22 protein-coding genes are annotated in these 24,742 nt (G+C 67.5%); 8 read left to right on the top strand and 14 right to left on the bottom strand.

Annotated elements, in window-relative coordinates; genetic code table 11:
- Window positions 1-5: 5 nt before the first annotated feature.
- Both H8N03_RS18260 and H8N03_RS18255 read right to left on the bottom strand, forming a co-directional pair.
- Entirely contained in the window at window positions 6-1,442 is a 1,437-nt protein-coding gene (locus H8N03_RS18260; RefSeq protein WP_187077637.1) for an AMP-binding protein, read from the bottom strand.
- Window positions 1,439-2,059: a thermostable hemolysin gene (locus tag H8N03_RS18255; protein ID WP_187077636.1), complete on the bottom strand. Its 621-nt coding sequence runs from the start codon at window positions 2,057-2,059 to the stop codon at window positions 1,439-1,441. Before H8N03_RS18255 ends, H8N03_RS18260 begins: the two co-directional genes overlap by 4 nt.
- A gap of 134 nt (window positions 2,060-2,193) precedes the next feature.
- Between H8N03_RS18255 and H8N03_RS18250 the strand changes: the two genes are divergently transcribed.
- Together H8N03_RS18250 and xth are read left to right on the top strand one after the other, a co-directional pair.
- On the top strand, window positions 2,194-2,793 hold the full coding sequence (locus H8N03_RS18250) for a DUF4337 domain-containing protein (RefSeq protein ID WP_187077771.1): 600 nt from the start codon (window positions 2,194-2,196) through the stop codon (window positions 2,791-2,793).
- Window position 2,794: 1 nt separating this feature from the next.
- Window positions 2,795-3,574, top strand: a complete 780-nt coding sequence (xth, locus tag H8N03_RS18245; RefSeq protein WP_187077635.1) for an exodeoxyribonuclease III — start codon at window positions 2,795-2,797, stop codon at window positions 3,572-3,574.
- A 129-nt stretch (window positions 3,575-3,703) separates the two neighbouring features.
- On the opposite strand, the gene ntrC is transcribed toward xth, so the two are convergent.
- From ntrC to H8N03_RS18220, 5 genes are all read right to left on the bottom strand, one after another.
- On the bottom strand, window positions 3,704-5,209 hold the full coding sequence (ntrC, locus tag H8N03_RS18240) for a nitrogen regulation protein NR(I) (RefSeq protein WP_187077634.1): 1,506 nt from the start codon (window positions 5,207-5,209) through the stop codon (window positions 3,704-3,706).
- A gap of 38 nt (window positions 5,210-5,247) precedes the next feature.
- Window positions 5,248-6,315 carry a nitrogen regulation protein NR(II) gene (gene glnL / locus H8N03_RS18235; protein WP_187077633.1) on the bottom strand — a complete coding sequence of 356 codons (1,068 nt, stop codon included), beginning with the start codon at window positions 6,313-6,315 and terminating at the stop codon, window positions 5,248-5,250.
- A gap of 4 nt (window positions 6,316-6,319) precedes the next feature.
- The gene (locus H8N03_RS18230) at window positions 6,320-6,853 is read right to left on the bottom strand and encodes a hypothetical protein (protein ID WP_187077632.1); all 534 of its coding nucleotides are present in this window, start codon (window positions 6,851-6,853) and stop codon (window positions 6,320-6,322) included.
- Between the two features lie 358 nt (window positions 6,854-7,211).
- Window positions 7,212-8,633, bottom strand: a complete 1,422-nt coding sequence (glnA, locus tag H8N03_RS18225) for a type I glutamate--ammonia ligase (protein ID WP_187077631.1) — start codon at window positions 8,631-8,633, stop codon at window positions 7,212-7,214.
- A gap of 207 nt (window positions 8,634-8,840) precedes the next feature.
- Entirely contained in the window at window positions 8,841-9,653 is an 813-nt protein-coding gene (locus H8N03_RS18220; RefSeq protein WP_187077630.1) for a competence/damage-inducible protein A, read from the bottom strand.
- A 143-nt stretch (window positions 9,654-9,796) separates the two neighbouring features.
- On the opposite strand from H8N03_RS18220, the gene H8N03_RS18215 reads away from it, so the two are divergent.
- The gene (locus H8N03_RS18215) at window positions 9,797-11,215 is read left to right on the top strand and encodes a mannose-1-phosphate guanylyltransferase/mannose-6-phosphate isomerase (protein WP_187077629.1); all 1,419 of its coding nucleotides are present in this window, start codon (window positions 9,797-9,799) and stop codon (window positions 11,213-11,215) included.
- On the opposite strand, the gene H8N03_RS18210 is transcribed toward H8N03_RS18215, so the two are convergent.
- The 4 genes from H8N03_RS18210 to H8N03_RS18195 form a co-directional block, all read right to left on the bottom strand.
- Window positions 11,200-12,039 carry an EI24 domain-containing protein gene (locus H8N03_RS18210; protein ID WP_187077628.1) on the bottom strand — a complete coding sequence of 280 codons (840 nt, stop codon included), beginning with the start codon at window positions 12,037-12,039 and terminating at the stop codon, window positions 11,200-11,202. The genes H8N03_RS18215 and H8N03_RS18210 overlap by 16 nt on opposite strands.
- Window positions 12,040-12,111: 72 nt before the next feature.
- Entirely contained in the window at window positions 12,112-13,098 is a 987-nt protein-coding gene (locus tag H8N03_RS18205; RefSeq protein WP_187077627.1) for a sterol desaturase family protein, read from the bottom strand.
- Window positions 13,099-13,100: 2 nt separating this feature from the next.
- Entirely contained in the window at window positions 13,101-13,847 is a 747-nt protein-coding gene (locus H8N03_RS18200; RefSeq protein ID WP_187077770.1) for a polysaccharide deacetylase family protein, read from the bottom strand.
- Window positions 13,848-13,933: 86 nt separating this feature from the next.
- Entirely contained in the window at window positions 13,934-14,881 is a 948-nt protein-coding gene (locus tag H8N03_RS18195; protein WP_187077769.1) for a YncE family protein, read from the bottom strand.
- A gap of 276 nt (window positions 14,882-15,157) precedes the next feature.
- On the opposite strand from H8N03_RS18195, the gene asnB reads away from it, so the two are divergent.
- Both asnB and H8N03_RS18185 read left to right on the top strand, forming a co-directional pair.
- Window positions 15,158-17,056: an asparagine synthase (glutamine-hydrolyzing) gene (asnB, locus tag H8N03_RS18190; protein ID WP_187077626.1), complete on the top strand. Its 1,899-nt coding sequence runs from the start codon at window positions 15,158-15,160 to the stop codon at window positions 17,054-17,056.
- Complete coding sequence (locus H8N03_RS18185) at window positions 17,056-17,829, top strand: glycosyltransferase domain-containing protein (RefSeq protein WP_187077625.1); 774 nt, start codon at window positions 17,056-17,058, stop codon at window positions 17,827-17,829. The genes asnB and H8N03_RS18185 overlap by 1 nt, the downstream gene beginning before the upstream one ends.
- Here H8N03_RS18185 and H8N03_RS18180 read toward each other — a convergent pair.
- Window positions 17,814-18,542 (bottom strand): pseudouridine synthase, encoded by a 729-nt coding sequence (locus H8N03_RS18180; RefSeq protein ID WP_187077624.1) that lies wholly within the window; start codon window positions 18,540-18,542, stop codon window positions 17,814-17,816. The genes H8N03_RS18185 and H8N03_RS18180 overlap by 16 nt on opposite strands.
- 132 nt (window positions 18,543-18,674) lie before the next feature.
- Between H8N03_RS18180 and H8N03_RS18175 the strand changes: the two genes are divergently transcribed.
- Genes H8N03_RS18175 through H8N03_RS18165 form a run of 3 tightly spaced genes read left to right on the top strand, consistent with a single transcriptional unit; the run spans window position 18,675 to window position 22,032 of the window.
- Complete coding sequence (locus H8N03_RS18175; RefSeq protein WP_187077623.1) at window positions 18,675-19,952, top strand: lipid II flippase MurJ; 1,278 nt, start codon at window positions 18,675-18,677, stop codon at window positions 19,950-19,952.
- Entirely contained in the window at window positions 19,927-20,940 is a 1,014-nt protein-coding gene (locus H8N03_RS18170) for a glycosyltransferase family 2 protein (RefSeq protein WP_187077622.1), read from the top strand. Before H8N03_RS18175 ends, H8N03_RS18170 begins: the two co-directional genes overlap by 26 nt.
- Window positions 20,941-20,991: 51 nt before the next feature.
- Window positions 20,992-22,032, top strand: coding sequence for an NAD-dependent epimerase/dehydratase family protein (locus H8N03_RS18165; protein ID WP_290428158.1), 1,041 nt, complete (start codon window positions 20,992-20,994; stop codon window positions 22,030-22,032).
- A 246-nt stretch (window positions 22,033-22,278) separates the two neighbouring features.
- Here the strand turns inward: H8N03_RS18165 and wecB are convergent, their stop codons facing one another.
- Window positions 22,279-23,412 (bottom strand): non-hydrolyzing UDP-N-acetylglucosamine 2-epimerase, encoded by a 1,134-nt coding sequence (wecB, locus tag H8N03_RS18160; protein ID WP_187077768.1) that lies wholly within the window; start codon window positions 23,410-23,412, stop codon window positions 22,279-22,281.
- 8 nt (window positions 23,413-23,420) lie between these two features.
- Entirely contained in the window at window positions 23,421-24,536 is a 1,116-nt protein-coding gene (gene wbjC, locus H8N03_RS18155) for a UDP-2-acetamido-2,6-beta-L-arabino-hexul-4-ose reductase (protein ID WP_187077620.1), read from the bottom strand.
- Window positions 24,537-24,742 lie beyond the last annotated feature (206 nt).

The raw sequence follows: 24,742 nt of genomic DNA, 5'->3' as shown, positions 1-24,742 counted from the left end.
CCCGTTCATGAAAAGGTGGGCGAGGCGGCGAGCGCTTCGGCGTGGAGCAGCTCGATCGCTTCGCGGCGCGGCCGGCCGTTGGCGGTGGCGAGCCCCGCTTCGGCGCTGAAGGGCGCGCGAGCGCGGACCCAGTGGCCTATGCGTGCGTAGTCCGGCAGGGTCGCGTTGGCCGCTTGCACGGCGGCGGCGAGCGAGGCATCGGGTACTTCCGCGCGCAAGGGCCACAGCACGGCGCTGAGCGCCGGCTGCCCTTCGCCGAACACCACGGCCTGCGCCACGGGGCCTTCGCTGCGCAAGGTGGCCTCCACCCACTCGGGCGAGACGTTGCGGCCGAAGCCGGTGATCAGCACGTTCTTCCTGCGCCCTTCCACGTGCAGGAAGCCGTGCGGGTCGATGCTGCCCAGGTCGCCGGTGGGCCACCACTCCGTCACCAGGCGCGGGTCGCCCAGGTAGCCCGCCATGAGCGTGCCGGCGATCTCGATCTCGCCGTCGGCGGCGATGCGCACGCGCGCGTGCGGCAGCGGGCGGCCCGCGGAGCCGGGGCGGTCCGCGCCGGGCAGGTTGAGCGTCTGCACGGAACCGCCTTCGGAGAGGCCGTAGCCCTCGTAAGCCGGGATGCCGCAGTCGCGCGCCGCGGCGAGCAGCTTGCGGCCGACGGCGGCGCCCCCCACGGCCACCATGCGCAGCGACGCAGGCGCACGGCGGCCGGTGGCCTGCAACCACGCCGTCCAGGCGCGCAGCATCTGGGGCAGCAGGATCACGCTGTGCGGCCGCCAGCGCTCGATCGCGCCATGGAACACGGCGACGTCGAAGCTGGAGGAGCCCGTGAGCCCCACGTCCGCGAGCGGCGGCACGATGACCGTGGCGCCGGCGGCCAGCGGCGCGAGCACGCCGGCGAGGTTCTCCAGCAGCACGGCGAGCGGCAGCACGCACAGGTGGCGCTGGATGTCCAGCGGCGCCAGCGCCTGCGCGACGCCCAGCGCCCCGGCACGCAGGCCCTCTTCGCGCAGGCACACGCCTTTGGGCGCGGCAGTCGTCCCGGACGTGAAGGTGATCTTGCACGTGCCGGCGGGCATCGTTGCGGCCGCAGCGGGGAGCGACAGCAGCGAGCAGGAGGTGCCCGCGAGCTGCAGGTCCTCGCGCGCGGCCTGCGGCCAGAGCGCGGCGAGCGTGGGCGCGGCCAGCACGGTGTCGACGCCGGCCGCCTGCAGGGCGTGGCGAAGCTGGTCCGGCGTGAAGAAGGCGGGCAGCGGCACGTGCGCCACGCCGGCGTGCATCGCCGCGAGGTCCGCGACGACCCAGGCGGGCCCGTTGTCCATCAGCGTGGCGAGCACGCGCGTGCGGCGCGCGCGCAGCGTGTGCGCGAAGACTTCCACGAGCGCGTCGAGTTCCTCGCGCGTGCAGGTGAAGTTCGAACCCTGGAGCACGGTGGCAGCGTTCATGCGCGGGCTCCATCCCCGCGCAATTGCCTGCGCGCGAGCCGGCGCAGCGCCGGCTGGATCTCGCCCGCGAGCACCACGGGCTCGTGCTGGTAGTAGCTGCCCCACTGCGCGGCTTCGCGCCCCAGGCGGCCGGGATCGGCGGGGGCGAGCGCGAACGGCACGATGCCGAGGCGGCTGAACAGCAGCAGCAGCTCGCGCGTGAGCGTCGCCACCGCCCAGCGGAAGCGCTGCTGCGCGAGGTGCGGACCGAGCAGGAAGATCAGCTCGCGCCCCGCGCCCGCCTGCACGCCGGCGAGGTGGCCGATTTCCACCACGTCCGCGCGCGTGGGCTCCCCGCCGGCGCGGGCGGCGAGCGCCTGCTCCACGGGCATGCCCAGGTAGCGCTCCAGGAACAACGAGCCCGTGCCCGCGGCGCGATAGCCGGCGGCCGCCACGACGTCGCCGCGCGCATCCGCGAGGCTCACGAGCATGGGGGCGAACTGCGAGAGCGTCGCGCCATAGCGCTCCGCGTACACGCGGCGGATGAAATCCTCGACCTCGGGGCGCCGCGGGTCGTCCGCGGCATGCAGCCGCAGGCCCTGGGGCGCGATCCCCGGCACCGGGGAAAGTCCTGCCATGTCCAACTCCTCCTGACGCGCGTTGTGGAGACGCGTCGGGGCGGATGCTCGGTGCCCCAGCTTAACGGCACATTAAGAAGAAGCGCCGCATGCCGCTGACTAGAATCGCCGCAGAGGAATACGAAAGGGACTCCATGTCAGGCGGACATTTCCACGTGCACGGCCCGCACGACCACGAGCTCGAACACGCCGCGCAGCACGCCGCCGAAGGGCACCACGGCGTGGGCGGCGGCAGCATGACCAACCAGATCGCCCTGTTCACGGCCGTCGTGGCGACGGTGGGCGCGATCTTCGCGTACATGGGCGGCGCCACGCAGGCGAACGCCGGCCTGTACAAGAACAACGCCGCGATCAAGAAGACCGAGGCGTCCAACCAGTGGAACTACTACCAGTCCAAGAGCAGCAAGCAGAACCTGGCGGAGCTCGCGCTGGTGCTGGTGGCCGAGGACAGGAAGCCGGCGTACCAGAAGGAGATCGAGCGCTACAAGCTGGAGAAGGCGGAGATCAAGCTCGCCGCCGACAAGCTGGAAGCCGAGGCCACGGACTGGGACAGGAAGAGCGAGGACCAGATGCACCTGCACCATCGCTGGGCGCAGGCCACCACGGCGCTGCAGGTCTCGATCGCACTGGCGGCCATCGCGCTGCTCACCAGGAAGAAATGGCTGGAATGGGGCATGTTCGGCGTCGGCGCGATCGGCGCGGGCATCGGCGTCCTGGCCATGCTGCACATCTGACATGCGCATCACCACCTGGAACGTCAATTCGCTGACGGCGCGGCTGCAGCACGTGCTGGACTGGACCAAGGCCAACCCGGTCGACGTGCTGTGCCTGCAGGAGCTGAAGCTCACCGACGACAAGTTCCCGCTCGACGTGCTGCGGCACGCCGGCTACCAGCACTGCGCGGTGTTCGGGCAGAAGACGTACAACGGCGTGGCCGTCCTGAGCCGGCACCCGGTGCGCGAGGTCGTGAAGAACATCAACGGCTTCGCGGACGAACATTCGCGGCTGCTCTCGGTGACCGTCGGTGCGCCGCAAGGGCCGGTGCGCGTGGTGAACGGCTACTTCGTGAACGGCCAGGAGCCGGGCAGCGAGAAGTTCGCGTACAAGATGAAGTGGCTGGACGGCCTGCGCGCGCACGTGCGCTCCGAGCTGGCCGCCAACGAAAAGGTGGTGCTGCTGGGCGACTTCAACATCGCCCCGGAAGACCGCGACTCGTTCGACCCGGACGGCCTGCGCGAAACGATCCACCACACGAGCGAGGAGCGCGAGCACTTCCGCGGGCTGGTGGGGCTGGGGATGTCCGACAGCTTCCGCATGTTCGAGCAGCCGGAGAAGAGCTTCAGCTGGTGGGACTACCGCATGCTCGGGTACCAGAAGAACCGCGGGCTGCGGATCGACCACATCCTCGTGAGCGACGGCGTGAAGGCACTGGTGAAGGCGTGCACGATCGACCGCACGCCGAGGAAGTGGGAGAAGCCGAGCGACCATGCGCCGGTGACGGTGGAGTTGGGGTGAGGTAAGGGGACAGGGCGGAAAGCTGGGGTGCGCTGCGCGCAACCCAGCCTACGAACCGCAACGGACTGGCCCCGTAGGCTGGGTTGCGCGAAGCGCACCCCAGCAAACACCCGCCCCTCGCCACCCGCCCTACTCCAGCCCCAGCTCCTGGATCTTCCGCGTGATCGTGTTCCGCCCGATGCCCAGCTTCTGCGCGGCTTCGATGCGGCGGCCGCGGGTGTTCTGCAGCGCGGTCAGGATCAGCTTCGATTCGAAGCGGCGCGTGAGGATGTCCCACACGTCGTGGTGGCCGCTGGCGAGGAGTTGCAGGGCTTCGGCTTCGAGGGCGGACTCCCAGGAGCCGTTGGTGGGGGCGGGAGCCGGGGCAGCCATGGGGGCAGGCTCGGAAGGAGCGGCCATGGCGGGCGACGGAGTGCCCCCACCCCGACCCTCCCCCAGGGGGGGAGGGAGAGGAGCCGCGGCAGCGGAGGAGCCGGTCCCCACTTCCGGCGGCAGGTCCTTCGGTTCGATCAGCTGCGCCGGCGCCATCACCGTGAGCCAGTGGCAGATGTTTTCCAGCTGCCGCACGTTGCCGGGGAAGCTGAAAGACATCAGGCGCTCGATCGCCGCATCGGAGATGCGCTTCGGCTCCACGCCCAGTTGCTTCGCGCTTTGCTGCAGGAAGTGCCGCGCGAGCATCGGGATGTCTTCGCGCCGCTCGCGCAAGGCGGGCAGGCGCAGGCGGATCACGTTCAGGCGGTGGAACAGGTCCTCGCGGAACACGCCTTCCTTGACGCGCTGCTCCAGGTCCTGGTGCGTCGCGGCGATCACGCGCACGTTGGCCTTCACGGCGTTGTGGCCGCCCACGCGATAGAAGTGCCCGTCGGACAGCACGCGCAGCAATCGCGTCTGCAAATCGAACGGCATGTCGCCGATCTCGTCGAGGAACAGCGTGCCGCCCTCGGCCTGCTCGAAGCGGCCGCGGCGCATGGTCTGCGCGCCGGTGAAGGCGCCGCGCTCGTGGCCGAACAGCTCCGACTCCAGCAGGTCCTTCGGGATCGCCGCGGTGTTGATCGCCACGAACGGCCCGTTGGCGCGCGGCGAATGCTTGTGCAGCGCGCGCGCCACCAGCTCCTTGCCCGAGCCCGACTCGCCCGTGATCATCACCGTCACGTTCGACTGCGACAGCCGGCCGATCGCGCGGAAGACGTCCTGCATCGCCGGCGCCTGACCCAGCATCTCGGGGGCGGCGGCCATGCTCTGCTCCGCCACCTCCTCGCGCTGGCTCTCCTCCACCGCGCGGCGGATCAGTTCCACCGCCTTGGGCAGGTCGAAGGGCTTGGGCAGGTATTCGAAGGCGCCGCCCTGGAAGGCGGAGACGGCGGAATCGAGGTCCGAGAAGGCCGTCATGATGATGACGGGCAGCCCCGGATGCTTCTCCTTCACCTTCGTGAGCAGGTCGAGGCCCGAGCCGCCCGGCATGCGGATGTCGCTCACCAGGATCTGCGGCCCGTCCTCGTCGTTCGCCGCTTCCAGCGCGCTCAGGACTTCGCGCGCGTTGGTGAAGCTGCGCGTCGGCAGGTCCTCGCGCATCAATGCCTTTTCGAGCACGAAGCGGATGGATTGGTCATCGTCAACGATCCAGATCGGCTTCATGTAGTCCTTCGCTCAGCCTCGATGCAATGTTCTCGTTCCTAGGGCAAGGGGACGAGGATCTTGAAATCCGTCCGCCCCGGCACGCTGTCGCACTCGATCAGGCCATGGTGCTGCTGCACGAACGTCTGCGCCAGCGTCAGCCCCAGGCCGGACCCGCCTTCCCGGCCCGACACGAGCGGGAAGAAGATGCGGTCCTTGATCGAGTCCGGCACGCCGGGCCCGTTGTCGATGACATGCAATTCCAGTGCCAGTCGATAGCGCTGCTTACCGAACGTCACTTGTCGGCCGATGCGCGTGCGGAACGTGAGCTGCGCATCGCCGGCCGCGATGCGATCGGACAAGGCCTGGCAGGCGTTGTGCGCGATGTTCAGCACGGCCTGGATCAGCTGTTCGCGGTCGCCGCGGAACTCGGGGATCGACGTGTCGTAGTCGCGAACGACCTTCAGCCCCCGCGGGAACTCCGCCAGGATCAGCGAGCGCACGCGCTCGCACACCTCGTGGATGTTCACGTCGCCCACCACGTGCGGACGACGATGCGGCGCCAGCAGGCGATCCACCAGCGTCTGCAGCCGGTCCGCCTCGTGGATCACCACGCGCGTGTACTCCTTCAGCGACGGATCGATCTCCATCTCCAGCAGCTGCGCCGCGCCGCGGATGCCGCCGAGCGGGTTCTTGATCTCGTGCGCGAGGTTGCGAATGAGCTCCTTGTTCGCCTGCGCCTGGTCGATCAGGCGCTCCTCGCGGTCCTGCCGCGCCTGCGCCTCGAGCGGCAGCAGTTCGACGATGAACTCGTCGGGCGCATCGGTCTGCGCCAGCACCACGTGCACGGGCATGGGCTCGGCCTGCTGGCGCACGAGCCGCGCGTCGTAGCGCAGGGCCGCGTACTCGTTGACGCGCGCGCCGTCGAGCGCCGTGCGCAGCACGTGCGGCTCGGTGAAGAACTGGAGGAAGCTGGCGCCTTCGATGGTGCGGCGCGAGGAGCCGGTGGCATCCTCGAGCGCGGCGTTGGCGAACAGCACGGTGCCGTCGCCGCGCACCACGGCCACGAGCGTGGCCAGCAGGTCGAAGGACTGGAAGCGGAAGTTGGGGGCGAGGGGCTTGTTCAAGCCCTCATTTTGCGGCCGTGTTGGCCTGGTTCGCAGAAGTGGTGTTGCCGCTGCCAGTGCGCGAGATCTCGCGCTTGAGGCCCGCGACGTCCTGCTCGGCGCGGTCGATGGACGACTTGAGTTCGGCCACGCGGTCCAGGTACTTCTGGTAGTTCTTGTGCTCGGGGCCCATCTTCTCGGGCTCGCCGTTGTTGTATTCCTTGCGCAGGTCCGCCAGGCGGGCCTCGGCCTTCTTCAGCTCCGCCTCGAGGATGGTGCGGGCTTCGGCGTCGCGCGACTTCTGCACGTCGTCGCCCACGCGCTGGCCGGCCTGCGGCGCCGTGACCACGTTGACCGGCGCCTTGGGGGCGCTGGCGCCGTTGACCCTGGTGCCTTGCACCACCGTCACGTTGCCGCCTTCCACCAGCTTGCAACCCTTGGACTGGGCTTCGGCCTTGTCGTTGGTGTACGTGTTGCCGCAACGATAGATGGCCGTCTGGGCCGAAGCGGAAACGGCGACGAGGACTGCGAAAGGAATCAGGGCGTGGCGGATCTTCATGGCGTTCTCCAGGCGCCAGGGCGCTCAGGACGGCCTTTCAGTTTGAGGCAATCTCTGCAGATTGCCAATTAAGGCGTTGATTTAAAAGGGAAAGAGGCGGAATTTGTCGCCTGGGGAGGATGGCTGGACGGTAGAGAGCGGGCGGAAGCAGGGAGTTCCGCCCGTCCGTCACGTCCGGGGCGCCCTTCGTCCCGTAGGCTGGGTTGCGCGGAGCGCACCCCAGCGGGGTTTGCTGGGGTCGCTGCGCGAACCCAGCCTACGGTCGCTGCGCGGACCCAGCCTACGGGCCGCGCATTGCTGGGAGGCCGCCAAAAAGAAAAAAGCGGCGCAACGCGCCGCTTTCTGGCTCCTCTGACAATCAGAGCGAGTAGTACATGTCGAACTCGATCGGGTGCGTCGTCATGCGGAAGCGGGTCACTTCCTGCATCTTCAGCTCGATGTACGCATCGATCATGGTGTCGGTGAACACGCCGCCCTTGGTCAGGAAGGCACGGTCGTTGTCCAGGTACTCCAGGGCCTGGTCGAGGCTGTGGCAGACGGTCGGGATCTTCGCGTCTTCTTCCGGCGGCAGGTGGTACAGGTCCTTGGTCGCGGCCTCGCCCGGGTGGATCTTGTTCTCGACGCCGTCCAGGCCCGCCATCAGCATGGCGGCGAAGCCCAGGTACGGGTTCATCGTGGGATCCGGGAAGCGCACCTCGATGCGGCGGCCCTTCGGGTTCGCCACGTACGGGATGCGGATGGACGCGGAGCGATTGCGGGCGGAGTACGCCAGCTTGACCGGGGCCTCGAAGCCGGGCACCAGGCGCTTGTAGCTGTTGGTGCCGGGGTTCGTGATGGCGTTCAGCGCGCGGGCGTGCTTGATGATGCCGCCGATGTAGTACAGCGCGAACTCGCTCAGGCCGCCGTAGCCTTCGCCGGCGAACAGGTTCTTGCCGCCCTTCCACACGGACTGGTGCACGTGCATGCCCGAGCCGTTGTCGCCCACGATGGGCTTCGGCATGAAGGTCGCGGTCTTGCCGTAGGCGTTGGCGACGTTCTGGATCACGTACTTCTGCAGCTGCGACCAGTCGGCGCGCTCCACCAGCGTGCTGAAGCGGGTGCCGATCTCGTTCTGGCCGGCGCCGGCAACTTCGTGGTGGAACACTTCGACGGGGATGCCCACGGATTCGAGGATCAGGGACATCTCGGCGCGCATGTCCTGCGTGCTGTCGACGGGGGGCACGGGGAAGTAGCCGCCCTTGGTGGTGGGACGGTGGCCCTTGTTGCCGCCTTCCAGCTTCTTGCCGGTGTTCCAGGGCGCTTCGTACTCGTCGATCTCGACGAAGCAGCCGTTGGGGCCGGAGGACCAGCGCACGTCGTCGAAGATGAAGAACTCGGGCTCGGGACCGAAGAAGGCGGTGTCGCCCAGGCCGGAAGCCTTGAGGTAGGCCTCGGCGCGCTTGGCGATGGAGCGCGGGTCGCGGTCGTAGGCCTTGCCGTCACCCGGCTCGAGCACGTCGCAGGTGAGGATCAGCGTCGTCTCTTCGAAGAAGGGGTCGACGTTGGCCGTGTTCGGGTCCGGCATCAGCAGCATGTCGGAGGCCTCGATGCCCTTCCAGCCCGCGATCGAGGAGCCGTCGAAGGCGTGGCCGGCGCTGAACTTGTCCTCGTCGAAGTGGGACACGGGCACGGTCACGTGTTGCTCTTTGCCGCGGGTGTCGGTGAAGCGGAAGTCGACGAACTTGACTTCGTTGTCCTTCACCATCTTCATGACATCTGCGACGCTCTTGGCTGCTGCCATCAGGTTCTCCTGGGGGATGGTTGGTTGTTGATGAATGAACGGCTGGCGGGAATGCAGGTTCTGTGCCAAAGCTGGTGCATGCGGCACGGCGCGCAGCGGGGCGATTCTCCCCGAATCAGCGGGCTTTTCCCTACGTCCGGCTGGCGGAGACGCTCTGCGGTGCACCGTTGAGGTGCGGTTTCTGGCAATGCACCGCTGTGGTGCAGCTCAGCCGCGCACCAACTCGGGGCCCAGCTTCACCCCGAGCGTGGACAGGCCGTCCAGCAGCAGGAGATAGGCGGGATCGACGTCCGCCGGCGCGCCCTTGACGCCCAGGTCGATGTGGCGGCCATAGGTGGGGTGGTCCACGGAAGGCAGGCTGAACACCTTCACGCCCGGGTGCTCGCGCTCGATCTGTTCCATCAGCGGCGTGAGGGTCGCCTCCATGGAGCCGAAGACGATCACCGACTTTTCCACGTAGGCGCCGCGCTGGAACAGGTGGGCATAGCGCTGGTCCAGGACGCTTTCCATCATCGGCCAGGCCATCACGGGGAAGCCGGGGACGAAGTGCACGTCGCCCACGCTGAAGCCCGGGATCTTGTTGTACGGGTTGGGGATGATGGACGCGCCTTCCGGGAACACGCCCATGTTCAGGCGGTGGATGTTGTCGGGGCGATCGGGCTCGTAGGGGACGCCCTGCTCCTTGGCGACGTCCTGCATGCGCTCGCGGATCAGCTTTTCGGCCTCCGGGTGGAGCTGGAGTCCGACCCCCAGCGCCTTGGCCGCGCACTGGCGGGTGTGGTCGTCGGGGGTGGCGCCGATGCCGCCGCAGGAGAAGACGATGTCGCCGCTGGCGAAGGCGCGCTTGAGCGTGTCGGTGATCCGCTCCGGCTTGTCGCCCACGTACTCGGCCCAGCCCAGCTGCAGCCCGCGCGCCGAGAGCAGCTCGATCAGCCTGGGCAGGTGCTTGTCCGCCCGCTTCCCGGAGAGGATCTCGTCGCCGACGATGATGAGGCCGATGTCAGGGCGGGTGGTGGTCATGGAGGTGGCGTGAGCGGGAACCGGAATGCATTGTTGTCATTCCCGCGAAGGCGGGAACCCAGGGCCCCCGCATTTTTCCACGCCTGGCGACCGCGCTCCCCGGCGGATGCGAATTGGCCAACGCAACAGGTACCATCCCCGCCATGAGCAGCATCACCCCCGTCATCCTCTGCGGCGGCTCCGGCACGCGCTTGTGGCCCTTGAGCCGCAAGAGCTTCCCGAAGCAGTTCGTGCCCCTGGTCGGGGAAAAGAGCCTGCTCCAGCTCACCCTGGAACGCGTGGCGGGCCTCGGCGGGCGCGTGATCACCGTGGCGGCCGAAGACCACCGCTTCATGGTGGCGGACACGCTGCGCCTCGCGAAGCTGCAAGGCACCGTCATCCTGGAGCCGGTGGCGCGCAATACCGCGGCTGCCATGGCGCTGGCGGCGCTGCATGCCAAGCCGGAGGAGTTCCTCCTGTTCTGCCCCGCCGACCACCACATCCCCGATGCGGCGGCCTTCCAGCGCACGATGCGGGAAGGCCTGACCGCCGCAGCGAACGGCATGGTCGTCACCTTCGGCGTGGTCCCCAGCTTCCCCAGCACGGCCTACGGCTACATCCGCCAGGGCGCGCTGCGCCCGGACGGGAGCCTGCAGGTGGCGCAGTTCATCGAAAAGCCGGACGCCGCCCGCGCGCAGCAACTGCTGCTGCAAGGCGACACCTTGTGGAACGCCGGCATCTTCCTGGCGCAGGCCAGGTTCCTGATCGAAGCGCTGGAACAGCATGCGCCGGACATCCTGGCTTCGTGCCAGGCGGCGATCGCGAAGTCCCAGACGGAGCAACCGGAGAACGCGGCGGGCGTCTCGTTCGTGCGCCCGGACCGCGCGGCCTTCGAAGGCTGCCGTTCGCAGAGCATCGACTACGCCGTGATGGAGAAGCACGCCGACGTGGTGGTGCTGCCCTTCCGCGGCCAGTGGAGCGACGTGGGCAGCTGGAACGCCGTCGCCGACCTGGCGAAGCCCGACGCGCAGGACAACCGCGTGCAGGGCCAGGGCTGGACGCACAAGGCGCGCAACACCTTCATCCATGCCCCGCACCGTCCGGTGGTGGCGCTGGGCACGAACGACCTCCTGATCATCGACACGCCGGACGCCGTGCTCGTGGCGCAGCGCGATTCCGCCGAACAGGTGAAGGACGTCGTCGCCCTGCTGGAACAGGCGAATGCGGCGCAGGCAGCGTTCCACCGCAAGGTGGTGCGGCCCTGGGGCTGGTACGACAGCGTCGACGCCGGCGAGCGCTTCCAGGTGAAGCGCATCGGCGTCAAGCCGGGCGCGTCGCTGAGCCTGCAGAAGCATCACCACCGCGCGGAGCACTGGGTGGTGGTGCGCGGCACCGCCGAAGTGACGCGCGGCAGCGAGACCTTCCTCCTGAGCGAGAACCAGTCGACCTACATCCCCATCGGCGAGGTGCACCGGCTGCACAACCCGGGGAAGATGGAGCTGGAGATGATCGAGGTGCAGTCGGGGGCGTACCTGGGGGAGGACGACATCGTCCGCCTCGTCGACAACTACGGCAGGAGCTGAGGCTCCGCGGCCGGCGGCGGCACCACCGCCGGCACCTTCCGCACTTGCGCCAATGCCGCCAGGCAGTAGTGCGCGAACCAGAGCGACGAGAACGCGAACACCAGCGTGTAGATCCAGATCGCCACGGGGATCAGGATCGGGAACGCCGCCGCGAAGAACCAGCCCGACGCCCACACGATGCTCGGCGCCGCGCCGAGGTAGCCCGTGGCGATGCCCATGAGCAGGAGCCACATGCGGTGCTCCCGGAACACGAGGCGGCGCTCCTCGGTGGTGGCGTGGTCGGCGAGGGAGTCGAACGTCATCACGCGGTAGGTGAGCCAGCCCCAGATCAAGGGCGGCAGCACCAGGATCAGCGGCGGGATCAGCCAGAGTGGCAGCGAGATCACCATCGCCACCATGGCGAGCAGCATGGAGCCGAGGGACCAAAGCGCGCCGACGAAGAAGGACGCGCCGTGCTTGCGCTCGAGCTCAGGAAAGCGGCGGCGGCTCACCAGCTTGACGACCGCGGGCATCATCAGCAGCGCCACGACGAACAGCACCACGATCACGAGCAGCGGCGTGACCGCGAAGATCACCAGCAGCGGCGCCAGGGCGTTCTTGAGGCCGGCCATCCCCATGTCGGAGAGCCACTGCGTGATGCTCTCCATCCACGCGGACGACTCCAGCCAGCGGAAGACCAGGTCGATGGCGCTGTCCCAGAAGAAATAGGAGAGCCCGCCGGCGATCAGCACCAGGGCGATCAGCGGCAGGAGGGAGAGGCCGATGACGCGGGGGTGCAGGCAGTAGGCGACTGCGCGCCAGAAGGAGTCGAGGAAGAGGGACATGCAATCCGTCACCCCCGCAAAGGCGGGGGCCCAGGGCATTCTATGGGCCTGTCGAGCGACAGTCCCAGCGGCTCACGCCTTGCCCACCAACCGCAGCACCCCCAGCCACTGCTGCGCCCAGAACCCCCGCCCGTAGTTGCGCCCCTTCTCCACCTGGTCGCGAATGCCCGTGGGGTCGTAGCGCAGCTCGAAGTTGGCGGTACGGAACATCATGTCCCACCAGGGCAGCAGCACGCCGAAGTTGTGGCCGCCCAGCGCGGGACTGCGGCCGGACTTCAGCTTCTGGTCTTCGGCAGCCTTGCGCTCGTGCCCGATGCCGATGCTGTGGTGCAGCCGGTGGAAGCGCGGGCTGATCCACAGGCGCTCGCCGATGCGGCCGAAGTGCAGGCGGATGTTGGCGTGCTGCAGGCTCTCGGAAAGCTGCGTGATCGCGACGATGGCGACGAACTGCCCCGGCCCGACGCCGATCAACTGCCCCAGCACCACGAGGATGCTGTCGCGGACCAGGTCGTCCAGCAGGTGGTTGCGGTTGTCGCTCCACATCGTCATCTGCCGCTGCGAGTGGTGCAGCGAGTGCAGGCTCCACCACCAGTTGAAGCCGTGCTGCCCGCGGTGGATCCAGTAGTCCACGAAGTCGAAGACCACCAGGTACAGCAGGAAGCTCGCGAACGGATGGTCCGTGACACCGGCCATGAACTGGTCGATGTGCACCGTGCCCAGCCCGTGCACCCGCAGCCAGCCGAACATGTCGTCGAACAGCGGCTCCACGCTGAAGAACAGCGCGACCCGGAACAGGCCCAGGCGATGGATCAGCGTGTACAGGACGTCGGTGCGGATCTCGCCGGCGTCCACCATCGGCTCCACCGGCCGCCAGCGCTGCAGCGGGCCGATGATGGCCAGCATGACGGCAATCTGGATCAGGCCGACCAGCAGCCAGCCGGTGCCGGTGTAGCCGTCCTCCAGGTAGGCGCCCATGCCGAAGGAATACATGACGGGCTGCACGGCCGACTCGAACAGCCCTTGCTGCGCCTTCTCGAACAGGTCAACGATCCACTGCATGACTACTTAACGCGCGCGATCCAGTCCCGGTAGGACGGATGATCGCGCAAGGTGGCAAAACAGAAACCACGGGCTTTCAGCCCGGTGATCAGCGGCTCCAGGTCGGCCGGCGCCCAAGGGTCCTTGCGCGACCAGATCCCCAGGTGCGCCAGCAGGATGTCCCCCGGGCGGATGTCGCGCAAGGCTTTCTGCAGCAAGGCGTTGTTGCTGTACGTCTCGCTGGGCAATTCGTCACCGAGGAAACCCGCTGGCGACCAGCCCACGTGGGCGTAGCCGCAGCTCTTGGCGGCGGCGAGCAGCTTCGGCGAAGTCTTTCCGCCGGGGGCGCGGTAGAGCGGCAGCGGCTTCTTGCCGGTGATCTCCTGCAGGCGCCGGGCCGAGCGGTCGATCTCCGCGCAGTACTCGGCGGCCGTCCAGGTGAAGTCCTTGCCGGTGCTCGGGCCCGCCGAGGGCCGCATGCGGAACTTGTCGCCCGAGAGGTCGCCGCGCCAGTAGACGTGGTCGAAGGTATGCGAAGCGAACTCGTGCCCTTCCGCCGCCCTCGCCTTCCACCACGGCGCCCAGAAACTGCCCAGGCTGCCGTCGCCCTCCTGCGTCTTCTCGTTCGCGGCGAAGAAGGTGACCTTGACGTTCTGGCGGTTGAGGACCTCGGCGACCAGGTTCGCCACGCCCATGTGGCCAGTATCCAGCGTGAGGTACACGGGCTTGTCGCAGGCGGGCTGTGCCAGTGCCACCGAGCTCGAAAGCATCAGCGCCGCCACCGCCACGCGCACCACTCCCTCTCCCCCCTGGGGAGAGGGTTGGGGTGAGGGGCACGCACGCCGCAAAACCACCATCACCTTCTCTGCGCGTGATCCAACGTCCACACCCCGTGCGGCGACTTCCCCACCCTGACCTGCTTCACCACCTCACGCTTCTCCGTATCGATGATGGTCAGCCTCTTCGCCCACCGCGACGTCGTCAGCAAATACCGCCCACCCGCCAGCACCTCCATACAATCCGGCCCGCCCGGCGCCGGATACGTGTCCACCACCTGCAGCGTCTGCAAGTCGATCTTGCTAATCGTGTTGGCGACCCGGTTGCTCAGGAACACGTGGCGCTTGTCCCCCGCGCCGCGGAAGGCGTGCGCCCCCGCCCCGGTCTTGATCTTGCGCACCGACTTCGGCTGCGGCCCGCTCACGTCGAACACCTCGACCGCGTCGCTTCCGGTCAACCCGACCAGCAGCGTCTTGTCGTCGGGGGTACCGAAGATGTCCGCCGGCATCGGCCCGGTCTTGATCCGCCACTTGATCTCCTGCTTCACCAGGTCGATCGCGATCAGCTCGTCGCTGTCCTGCATGGTCGAATAGGCGACCTGGCTCTTGCTGTCGATCCAGAGGTGGCTGGGCGTCTTGCCGGTGGGCAGGCGCTTCACGAGCGTCAGGTCGTTGCCGTCCCACCGGTAGATGTCCACGTGGTTGAGGCGGTTGCCGTTCGTCACCAGCCACTTCATGTCCGGCGAGAACTGCAGGTGGTACGGGTCGAGCACGCCCCGCACGACCTTCTGGATCTCGGCCGTCTTCGGGTCGATGAAGGTCAGGGAGTCCGCCAGCGCGTTGGCGACCAGGATCGACTTCTCGTCCGGCGTCATGTACAGGTGGTGCGGCTCCTTCCCGGTGGGAATGCGCTTGATCTCCCGCCAATTGGTGGGATCGATCACGCTGACGTCGGCATCGAGGGAATTCAGGACGAAAACGGGGGACGGCGCCTGGGCAAGCGCGAGCCCGCCGCAAAGCAGGAACATGGCGCCCAGCCAGGCGCGGAAGAGGCGGGAAAAGTTCACGGAAACGACGACCCTCGTTGACAGCGGACGCCTGAACGGCAGGCGCGCGCCCAGACAACGCGCCAGGCCGCTCTGTGGCGGACGGCGCGGTCGGCGGTATTGTCCGCGATTCGGGTCTTCGGATGGATGGCCTCGCGGCGCGGATCGCTTGTGCTTGCCGCGGGTCAGCGTCGGTTAAGCTCAACGGTCGCCCGCATCCGCGGGAGCAGGGCAACTGGAAAGACGGAAGAAACGCGCATGTGCGGCATTGCAGGCTTCGTGCAGCGCGGGTGGCGCCCGGACGAGGCGCCGCTCGTCCTGGGCAGCATGCTCGACGCCATCCGTCATCGGGGTCCCGATGACCAGGGGACCTGGCTCGACCCGGAACACGGCGTCAGCCTCGGACACCGTCGGCTTTCCATCCTGGAGTTGTCCCCTGCCGGCCACCAGCCCATGGCCGGCAGTGCAGGCCGCCACGTGATCGTCTTCAACGGCGAAATCTATAACCACCTCGAGCTGCGTGCAGTGCTGGAACGTTCGGGGGTCCGCCCATCCTGGCGCGGGCATTCCGACACGGAGACCCTCGTGGAATGCATGCAGGCGTGGGGCATCGATCGCACGTTGCAGGCGTGCGTAGGCATGTTCGCGCTGGCCGTGTGGGACCGCGAGGAAGCCACGCTGACGCTGGCGCGCGACCGCCTCGGCGAGAAACCCCTCTACTACGGCTGGCAGGGCGGCGCCTTCCTGTTTGCCTCGGAGCTGAAGGCGCTGCGGCCGCACCCCGCCTTCGAAGGCAGGCCGGACTGGGAACAGGCCAGCGCCTTCCTGCGCCTCGCCTACCTGCCCACGCCGTTCACGGTCTACCAGGGCCTGCGCAAGCTGCCGGCCGGCACCTGCGTGACGCTGCGCGCGCCGGACTTCGCGGCGCGCGGCATGCCGGACCCGGTCGCGTACTGGTGCCTGGCGGAGGCCGCAGCACGAGCAGAGGCGCTTCCATTCACCGGCAGCTACCACGAGGCGGTCGACGAACTCGAACGCCTGCTGCGCGACGCCGTGCGCCTGCAATCGGTGGCAGACGTGCAGGTAGGAGCCTTTCTCTCGGGCGGCATCGACTCGTCCGCGGTGGTGGCCCTGATGCAGCAGGCGGCCGGCGCGCGCGTGACGACCTTCTCCATCGGCATGCCGGAAAGCGGCATGGACGAGTCCGCGCATGCCGCAGCGGTGGCGCGGCACCTGGGCACCGAACACGTCGCGCACGAGATCCGGCCCGCGGAGGCGCTGGAGCTGATCCCGCGACTCCCTGCCATCTGGGACGAGCCCTTCGCGGACAGTTCCCAGATTCCGACCCTGCTGGTGAGCGGACTCGCACGCCGGCGCGTGACGGTGGCGCTGTCGGGCGACGGGGGAGACGAACTGTTCCTCGGCTATCCCCAGTACCTCGTCTTCGAGCGTCTGTGGAAGATGCGCCGCCTCGGTCACCTCCCCTGGAACACGGGCTTGCGCGTCGCGTCGGCACTGGGGGGCCGGTGGCTGCAGAAGCCGGTGCGCGGTGCGCGCACCGTCGTAGACGCCTGGCGGCAGCCGGATACCCTGCGCCTCAACGCCTACTGGATGGACCGCTTCCGCCAGGACGCCCTTCCCCTGCGCGGCGGCGCTCACGGCGCCTCGGCGCAGGGGCCCCTTCGCCGCTCGCCCGCGGAAGCCACCGCCCTGGCGGACGCCGGCACCTACCTCCCCGATGACATCCTGGTCAAGGTGGACCGGGCCTCCATGGCATACAGCCTGGAGACGCGCGCTCCCTTGCTGGACCACCGCATCGTGGAGTTCGCCTTGTCCCTGCCCCTGGACTACAAGCTGCGCGGTCGCACGGGCAAGTCGGTGCTGCGGGACGTGCTGTACCGGCACGTGCCACGCGCTCTCGTGGACAGGCCCAAGATGGGCTTCTCGATTCCCGTGCGCCGCTGGTTGCGCCACGAACTGCGCCCCTGGGCGCAGGACCTGCTGGACGGCATCCCCGCCGATTCGCCCGTCCTCAGCAAGACCGAGGTGCAGCGCATCTGGAACGAACACGCCAGCGGCGCCCGCGACCGCGCCGAGCAACTCTGGCCGGTGCTCACGCTCGCAGCCTGGTGCCGCCATCACCGGGTGCCGCTGTGATGCGCGACGAACGCCTCCTGGTCTACACCTGCATCACCGCGGGCTACGACGACCTGCTGCCGCTGCGTCGCCCGGAGCCCGGCGTGCGCTACGTCTGCTTCACCGACCGCACGCTGCGTGGGGACCACGGATGGGAGATCCGCCCGCTTCCTCGCGACGACCTGGACCCCTTGTCGGCGAACCGCTACGTCAAGATGCACCCGCACCTGCTGTTCCCGGAGCACGGGCGCAGCGTGTACGTCGACGGGAACCTGGAGCTGAAGGACGGCATCGCCGCCTTCGCCGACGACGCCTTGCGCGAGCACCCACTCGCCTTGTTCTCCCACCCGTTCCGCGACTGCCTGTTCCACGAAGCGGCGGAATGCGCCGCCATCGGCTACGGCTGGATCTGGACCTACATCGCGCAACTGCGCCGGTACCACCGCGACGGCATGCCAGCGCGCGCGGGCCTCTACGAGTGCGGCATCCTGCCGCGCCGCCACGATGCGCCGCAGGTCGCGACGCTGATGGAAGCGTGGTGGCACGAGTTCCAGGGCGGCATCCGGCGCGACCAGGTGAGCCTGCCCTACCTGCTGTGGAAGCAGCGCACCCCCTTCAAGGCCCTGGGCCTGAGCGGGATCCGCACCGATGACAGTCCGCTAGGGCGGCTGCACCCGGGACACAAGCCGAGCACCTGGGCACGCACGCTGCGCGGCCACCTGAACCGGCGCACGCCCTTGTTCTGGCTGCTGGCACGGGGGCATGCGCCCCAGCCCGGTCAGACGGCGGCCTGAGCGGCCGCCCGCTGCTCGAGCGTCAAGCAGCGCCAGTGCCCGGGTGGAAGATCGTCCGGCAGCGACAGGTCGCCAATGCGGGAGCGATGCAGTGCCGTCACGCGATTGCCCACGGCCGCCAGCATCCTCTTCACCTGGTGGTACTTCCCCTCGGTCAGCGTCAGCCTCAGGGTGTGTTCGGTGACCTCCTCGCAGGCGGCCGCGCGCACCGGCCGCGGGTCGTCATCGAGCACAACCCCCTCCAGCAAGCGCTTCACCTGCCTCTCATCCACCGCATCCGCCGTCGTCACTTCGTACACCTTGGCCACATGCTTCTTCGGCGACCCCATGCGATGGATGAAGGCGCCGTCGTCGCTCAGGAGCAGCAGCCCCGTCGTGTCCTGGTCCAGCCGCCCGATGGCCTGCACGCCGTTCTGGCCGCCCTTCACCGGCCGCTGGCGCAACGGCGCCGGCAACAGCGTGTAGATGCTCGGCCAGGCCGACGGCTTCTGCGAGCACTCGTAGCCCGCGGGCTTGTGCAGCATCAGGTACGCCTTCGCGTGGTATCTCCAGGGCCTGCCCTCCACCGTGAACCGCAGTCCCTCGGGCTCGAACTCCTCGTGCGGGTCCGTCACCAGCGCGCCGCCTACCGTGACCAGCCCCTGTTGGACGAGGCCGAGGCAGGTGCGGCGGGCACCGAAACCTTGCGAATAGAGGATCTCCTGCAGCTCCATGGGGCGGCGAGGCTACCATGTCGCAGGAATGTTCCGGGCCCGCCGCTTCTTTATCGCGCCACGGGCGGCCGGCGGCCTGCCAGCTCGTCCGTTGCGGGTATCCTCGTAGCCGACACCACCCAGCACCCAGACATGCGGCGGACGCTTTCCCTCGGACTCCTGGCCGCCGCCAACATCGGCCTGGGCTTCGTGTCGCAGTGGTACGTGCTGACGCACCTGGGCGCCGGCAGCGAGACGGACGCCCTCTTCGCCGGCATGACACTGCCGCAACTCATCCTGTCGGTGATCAGCGGATCGCTGGTGAGCGTGCTGGTGCCCCTGCTCGCCGGCGAAAACAAGCAACAACTGCATCACGATGCGTGGGCGATGCTCGTCCTGGTCGGCGCAACGTTCACCGCCATCGCCCTCGTCCTGTTCGCGACCGCCTCCTGGTGGACGCCCCTGCTCGTGCCGGGGTTCAGCCCTGCCGCCCAGGCCCTGACCACCGAGCTCACGCGCATCCAGCTCGTGGGAATGGTGTTCGCCGCCATCAACGGCGTGCAGCTCGCGGCCTACCACGCGCGGCACCGCTTCGTCTGGCCCGAAATCGGGCTTGCGCTCTCCAGCCTTGCCGGCTTCGCGGCCATCGTCTGGCTGCTGCCCCGCTTCGGGGTCGCCGCCGTTGCCTGGATCACGGTGGGCCGCATGGCGCTGCAGACGGCAGTGCTCCTGCCCGGGATGGGTAGGCCCGTGCGCCCCGACCTGCATGCGCCCGCCATCCGGCTCGCATGGCAGCGGGTGAAGCCGCTGCTGGTGGGCACCACCTACTACAAGACGGACCCGCTGGTCGACCGCTTCCTGCTCTCCACGGCGGCGAGCGGCAGCCTATCCCTCTACTACCTGGCGCAGCAGCTGTATGCCGCCGCCAACGAGGTGATGGACAAGGCCATCGCCTCCCCGCTGGTGCCGCGGCTCAGCACGCTGCACAAGAGGGGCCAGCGGCAGGAGTTCCGGCGCGCGTACCACCAGCACCTGCTGCTGGTGTGCGCGCTCAGCCTGGGCGGGCTGCTGGTGCTGGGCGTGGTGGGACGCCCCTTGCTGGACCTGGTGTTCGGCTGGCGCAACATCACCGCGAGCGACGTCGAGACCCTGTGGTGGATCCTCCTCTGGCTGGGCGGCGTGTTCGTGGGCGGCATCGGTGGCCAGATCTCCGCCGGCACCTTCTACGCCCTCGGCGACACCCGCACGCCCACCCGGCTGGGGGTCATCACGTACACCTTCTACATCCCCGCCAAGATCGCCGCCTTCTTCGCCTATGGCGTCATGGGCCTGGCGCTCATGACCAGCCTGTTCTCGCTGGTCAACCTGGTCCTGCAGATGGTGCTGCTCCAGAGGATTCCGGTGGATGAACCCGAGCCCTATCCCTCCTGAAGACGTCGCCATGGAGCCGCGCGCGATCAAGGTCTCCGTGATGATCCCGACCTACAACCAGGCGGGATTCATCCGGGAGGCCATCGCATCCGCGCTGGCGCAGACGTATGAGAACCTGGAGGTGATCGTCGGCGACGACGCGTCCACCGACGACACGGCCGCAGTGGTGGCTGGCTTCTCCGACCCACGGCTTCGCTATGTGCGGCACCCGGCCAACCTGGGGCGCACCGGCAACTACCGCGCCCTCCTCTACGAGCACGCCACCGGCGAATGGGTGGTGAACCTGGACGGGGACGACTACTTCATCGATTCCGACTTCATTGCGCAAGCGGTCCAGTGCGTGGAAGGGCATCCGGAGGTCGTGATGGTGGCCGCCAGGGTCACCACGAAATCCGAGCGGGACGCGCACGACTCCGACCTGCCGCCGGAGGACCAGCTCACCGGCCTGGAGATCCTGCGGCGCCTGCCTGGACGGCCGTACCTGCTGATGCACCTGGGCGTGATGTATGCGCGCCAGCCGGCATTGGCACTGGACTTCTACCGCTCGGCCGCCATCAGCTCCGATTGGGAGTCCCTGTACCGGCTGGCGTTGCGGGGTACCGTGAAGTACCTGCGGCGGACGGTGGGCGTGTGGCGGCTGCACGGCGAGAACGAGACGGGCACCCGGGACCAGGACAAGCTGATGGCCAACCTGGCCATCTGGGATGTCGTGTACGGCGACGCGGTGGACTGTGGAATGCCGCCGTTGCGTGCGCGCGTGTCCCGCGCACGGGTGGTCGCGTTCCTTGCCCGGCAGGCATTTCCGGCCGTGTCACGAGCGGGGAACGGCGCGCTTGCAGTGTTCGTAGCGACCGTTGCGAGGAGGTTTCCCCTGGCGGGGCTGTGGATCCTGTCGCATCCGATGTCGCTGGCGACGCTCGCGGCTGGTTTCTGCGGGCGGTACCGTAGGGCGACACACCCGGGGACTGCAGAAGCTCCCATCGCCTGAAACTGCATAGCGGAGGCAAGCTACCATGGTGGGCTTCACGCAAACTTGCCACTGATGTCGCGTTACGAACAACTCCTCGCCACCCTGTCCCGGGAGCCCCACACCTGGCTCGTGACCGGGGCCGCCGGCTTTATCGGCTCGAACCTCCTGGAGGCGTTGCTGCGCCTCGACCAGCGCGTCGTCGGCCTGGACAACTTTGCGACCGGCCACCGGCGCAACCTGGAGGAAGTGCAGCGTATCGTCACCCCGCAGCAATGGGAGGGGTTCTCCTTCGTGGAGGGCGACATCCGCGACCTGGACGCTTGCCATCGGGCCTGCCAAGGCGTCGACTACGTGCTGCACGAGGCTGCCTTGGGCTCCGTGCCCCGCTCCCTGAAGGATCCGATCACCACCAACGGCGCCAACATCGACGGTTTCCTGAACATGTTGGTTGCCGCGCGGGACGCGGGAGTCAAGAGCTTCACCTATGCGGCCAGCAGCTCCACCTACGGCGACCACCCGGCCTTGCCGAAAGTGGAAGACCGGATCGGCAAGCCCCTGTCGCCGTACGCCGTGACGAAGTACGTGAACGAGCTGTATGCGGACGTGTTCGCCCGCAGCTATGACTTCAGCACCATCGGGCTGCGCTACTTCAACGTGTTCGGGCCGCGGCAAGACCCCGAAGGCGCCTACGCTGCCGTCATCCCCAAGTGGATCGCGTCCATGATCCGCGACGACGAAATCTTCATCAACGGCGACGGTGAGACGAGCCGGGATTTCTGCTTCATCGACAACGTGGTGCAGGCGAACCTGCTTGCGGCGGTGCAGACGGAGGCGGAAGCGCGCAACCAGGTCTACAACGTTGCCGTGGGCGATCGGACGACGTTGAATGAGCTCTTCGCCATGCTCCGCGCCGAGCTGGCGACGAACGGGATCGTACGAGAGCGATCGCCGAGATATCGGGAGTTCCGTGCCGGCGACGTCCGCCACTCGCAAGCCGATATCGGGAAGGCGGCGCGCCTGCTTGGCTATGCACCCCGGTTCAGCGTACGTCAGGGAATTGCGAAAGCCATGCCTTGGTACGTGCGGTCGCTGACAGCCGCCGCCGGGTAGGCCCAAACAACGCCAGTACGCAATTTGCCCAGTGCCGGGGTCCGGCGAACCGCCGACCAAGGCCTCCCACGAGGTCCAAGTCGGCGCGCGGATCAGTAACGGCCTGGCCCCGACCTTACTATGGCCGTTCTGAATCAGGCCCGCATAAGCGGCCCGCCCAGAAGCCCTGCCCAAACACGACGTACTGGAGTTTCATGCGCCACCGCAAACGCGTTCCGCCCCCGCGCGGCGACGAACTCCGGGTCATCACACATCCTTGCGCCACACGACCCGATTCACGTAATCCGTATAGCTGTGGACGAGGCGCACGACCTTGTCCGAGACGTTGGGCACTGCGTAGTCCGCCACCTCGCGCAGCAGACGCGTCCCGGCGCGCGGCTGGTCTGCCAGGAGCGAGAGTCCCTGGAGCACCCGCTCGCGGCCCAGTCCGACCATCATCACCGCCGCCTCCTCCATTCCCTCCGGCCGCTCATGCGCCTCCCGAATATTAAGGGCGGGGAAATTGAGAATCGAGGACTCCTCCGAAATGGTGCCGCTGTCCGACAGGACCGCGCACGACTCGATCTGCAGCTTCACGTAATCGTGGAAACCCAAAGGCTTGTGCAGCTGGATCGCCGGGTGGAACTGCGCCCGCATGGCATCGATACGCTTGCGGGTGCGAGGATGGGTGGACACGATGACGGGCAGCGCGTACTTCTCCGCAATGCCATTGAGAGTATCGACCAGCTTGCCGAAATTCCGATCGGAATCCACGTTCTCCTCGCGGTGCGCGCTAACCACGAAATATCCGTGCCTAGCAAGGTTCAAGCGCTGGAGCACGTCGGATGCATCGATTCGCGCACGGTAGTGATACAGTACCTCGAACATGGGGCTGCCCGTCTTGATCACCAGCTCCGGCCGCAACCCTTCGCGCAACAGGTACTCCCGAGCGATAGAGCTGTAGGTAAGGTTCACGTCTGCGGTGTGGTCGACAATTCGGCGGTTCACCTCCTCGGGCACTCGCAAGTCGAAGCAACGGTTCCCTGCTTCCATGTGGAATACCGGGATCTTGCGGCGCTTCGCCGGCAGCGCCGCCATGCAGCTGTTCGTGTCACCGAGAATCAGCAGGGCCTCGGGATTCACTTCCGCCAGTACCTGGTCAACGGCGATGATTACCTTTCCTACGGTCTCCGCGCCGGTCAATCCAGCGGCGCTGAGGAAATGGTCCGGCCGTCGCACTTCCAGGTCCCGAAAAAAAATCTCGTTCAGCTCGTAGTCGTAGTTCTGGCCCGTGTGCACGAGGACGTGATCACAGTAGTGATCTAGCTTGGCGATCACTCGGGACAGGCGGATGATCTCGGGTCGCGTTCCGACGACGGTCATCACTTTCAGTTTCTTGATCATGCTGGTCATACGGGCTGGGCAAAGGTGTCCGGACGGGAGCGATCGAACACCTCGTTCGCCCACAGCATGACGATGAGTTCGTCCTCACCGACATTCGTGATGTCGTGGGTCCAGCCCGGCACTGTATCCACAATCTGTGACTCTCCGCCCTCTATGAACAACTCGAAGCGTTCGCCCGTCATCAGATGCCGGAACCCAAAGCGGGCCCGGCCCTTGATCACAAGGAACTTCTCGGTCTTTGTATGGTGATAGTGGCCGCCGCGAGTGATGCCAGGGTGAGCCGTGAAAAATGAGAACTGGCCGCTGTCCGGCGTCTTGAGCATTTCCACGAAGACACCCCGGGGGTCGCCGTACCTAGGCACGGCGTAGGCGAACTGCTCCTTCGGCAAGTAGCTCACGTACGTCGCGTAGAGGGCACGCGCCAATCCCGTCCCCACCCGCCCGGGGAGCAAGTTAGCACGTGCCTCGTGGAAACTTCGTATCTGCGACGCAAGATCGCCAACGGTGGTCCGGTACTCAGGCTCGACGTGCCGATACGGTTCGTCCGACACCTCCGCGTCAAGAAATGTGAGAAAGGCCCCCATCACGTCGTCCACGTAGACAAGCCGAACTACGGCAGCGGGATCGTTGATCTGGATGGGCAGGTCGCGAGCGATGTTGTGGCAGAACGTTGCAACCGCCGAGTTGTAGTTCGGCCGGCACCATTTCCCAAACACATTCGGCAGCCGGTAAATACGGACACGCGCCCCAGTCGCGGCGTGGTAGTCAAGCAGTGCCTGCTCCGCTTCGAGCTTGCTGGCACCGTAAGGGCCATGCGCGCCACCTCCCTCCACCTGAATGGAGGACGTATAGAGGATGGGAATGGCACGCCCCGTCGTGCGGACCAGCTCGCAAAGGTTCCGGGTGAGATCGCGATTGCCCACCGCGAACTCGGCCGGGTCCTGTGGACGATTCACGCCGGCCAAATGGAAGATGGCATCCGTCTGTCGTATGCCTGCCTCCCAGTCCGCTGCAGTGGAGCGGCGCCCGAGGCAGATCACCTCGACCTCCTTCCGTTCCGCTAGGTGCGCACGCAGGTTGTGGCCGATGAAACCATCGGCGCCGGTGATCAAGACTTTCACACTGACTCCTGAATACGGCGGCCGATCCGGAGCTGTCGCTCACCGACGGCTACAAGCCGCCGCGGATTATCGCTGATGCGAAGGGAGCCCCACTTTGACGGCCGCGAGCTTGACATGCAGCCGCCTCTCCGTCCGAAGGAGGACGCTACGCCTCGAATGTCGGCGGCGCGTTGCCGGTGTGACCGTCACCTGCTACATTGCTCAAC

Source organism: Ramlibacter cellulosilyticus, from assembly GCF_014297465.1.
Classification (GTDB): domain Bacteria; phylum Pseudomonadota; class Gammaproteobacteria; order Burkholderiales; family Burkholderiaceae_C; genus Ramlibacter; species Ramlibacter cellulosilyticus.
The sequence above is the reverse complement of the archived record's forward strand: the minus strand, read 5'-3'. Positions and strand labels throughout refer to the sequence as shown.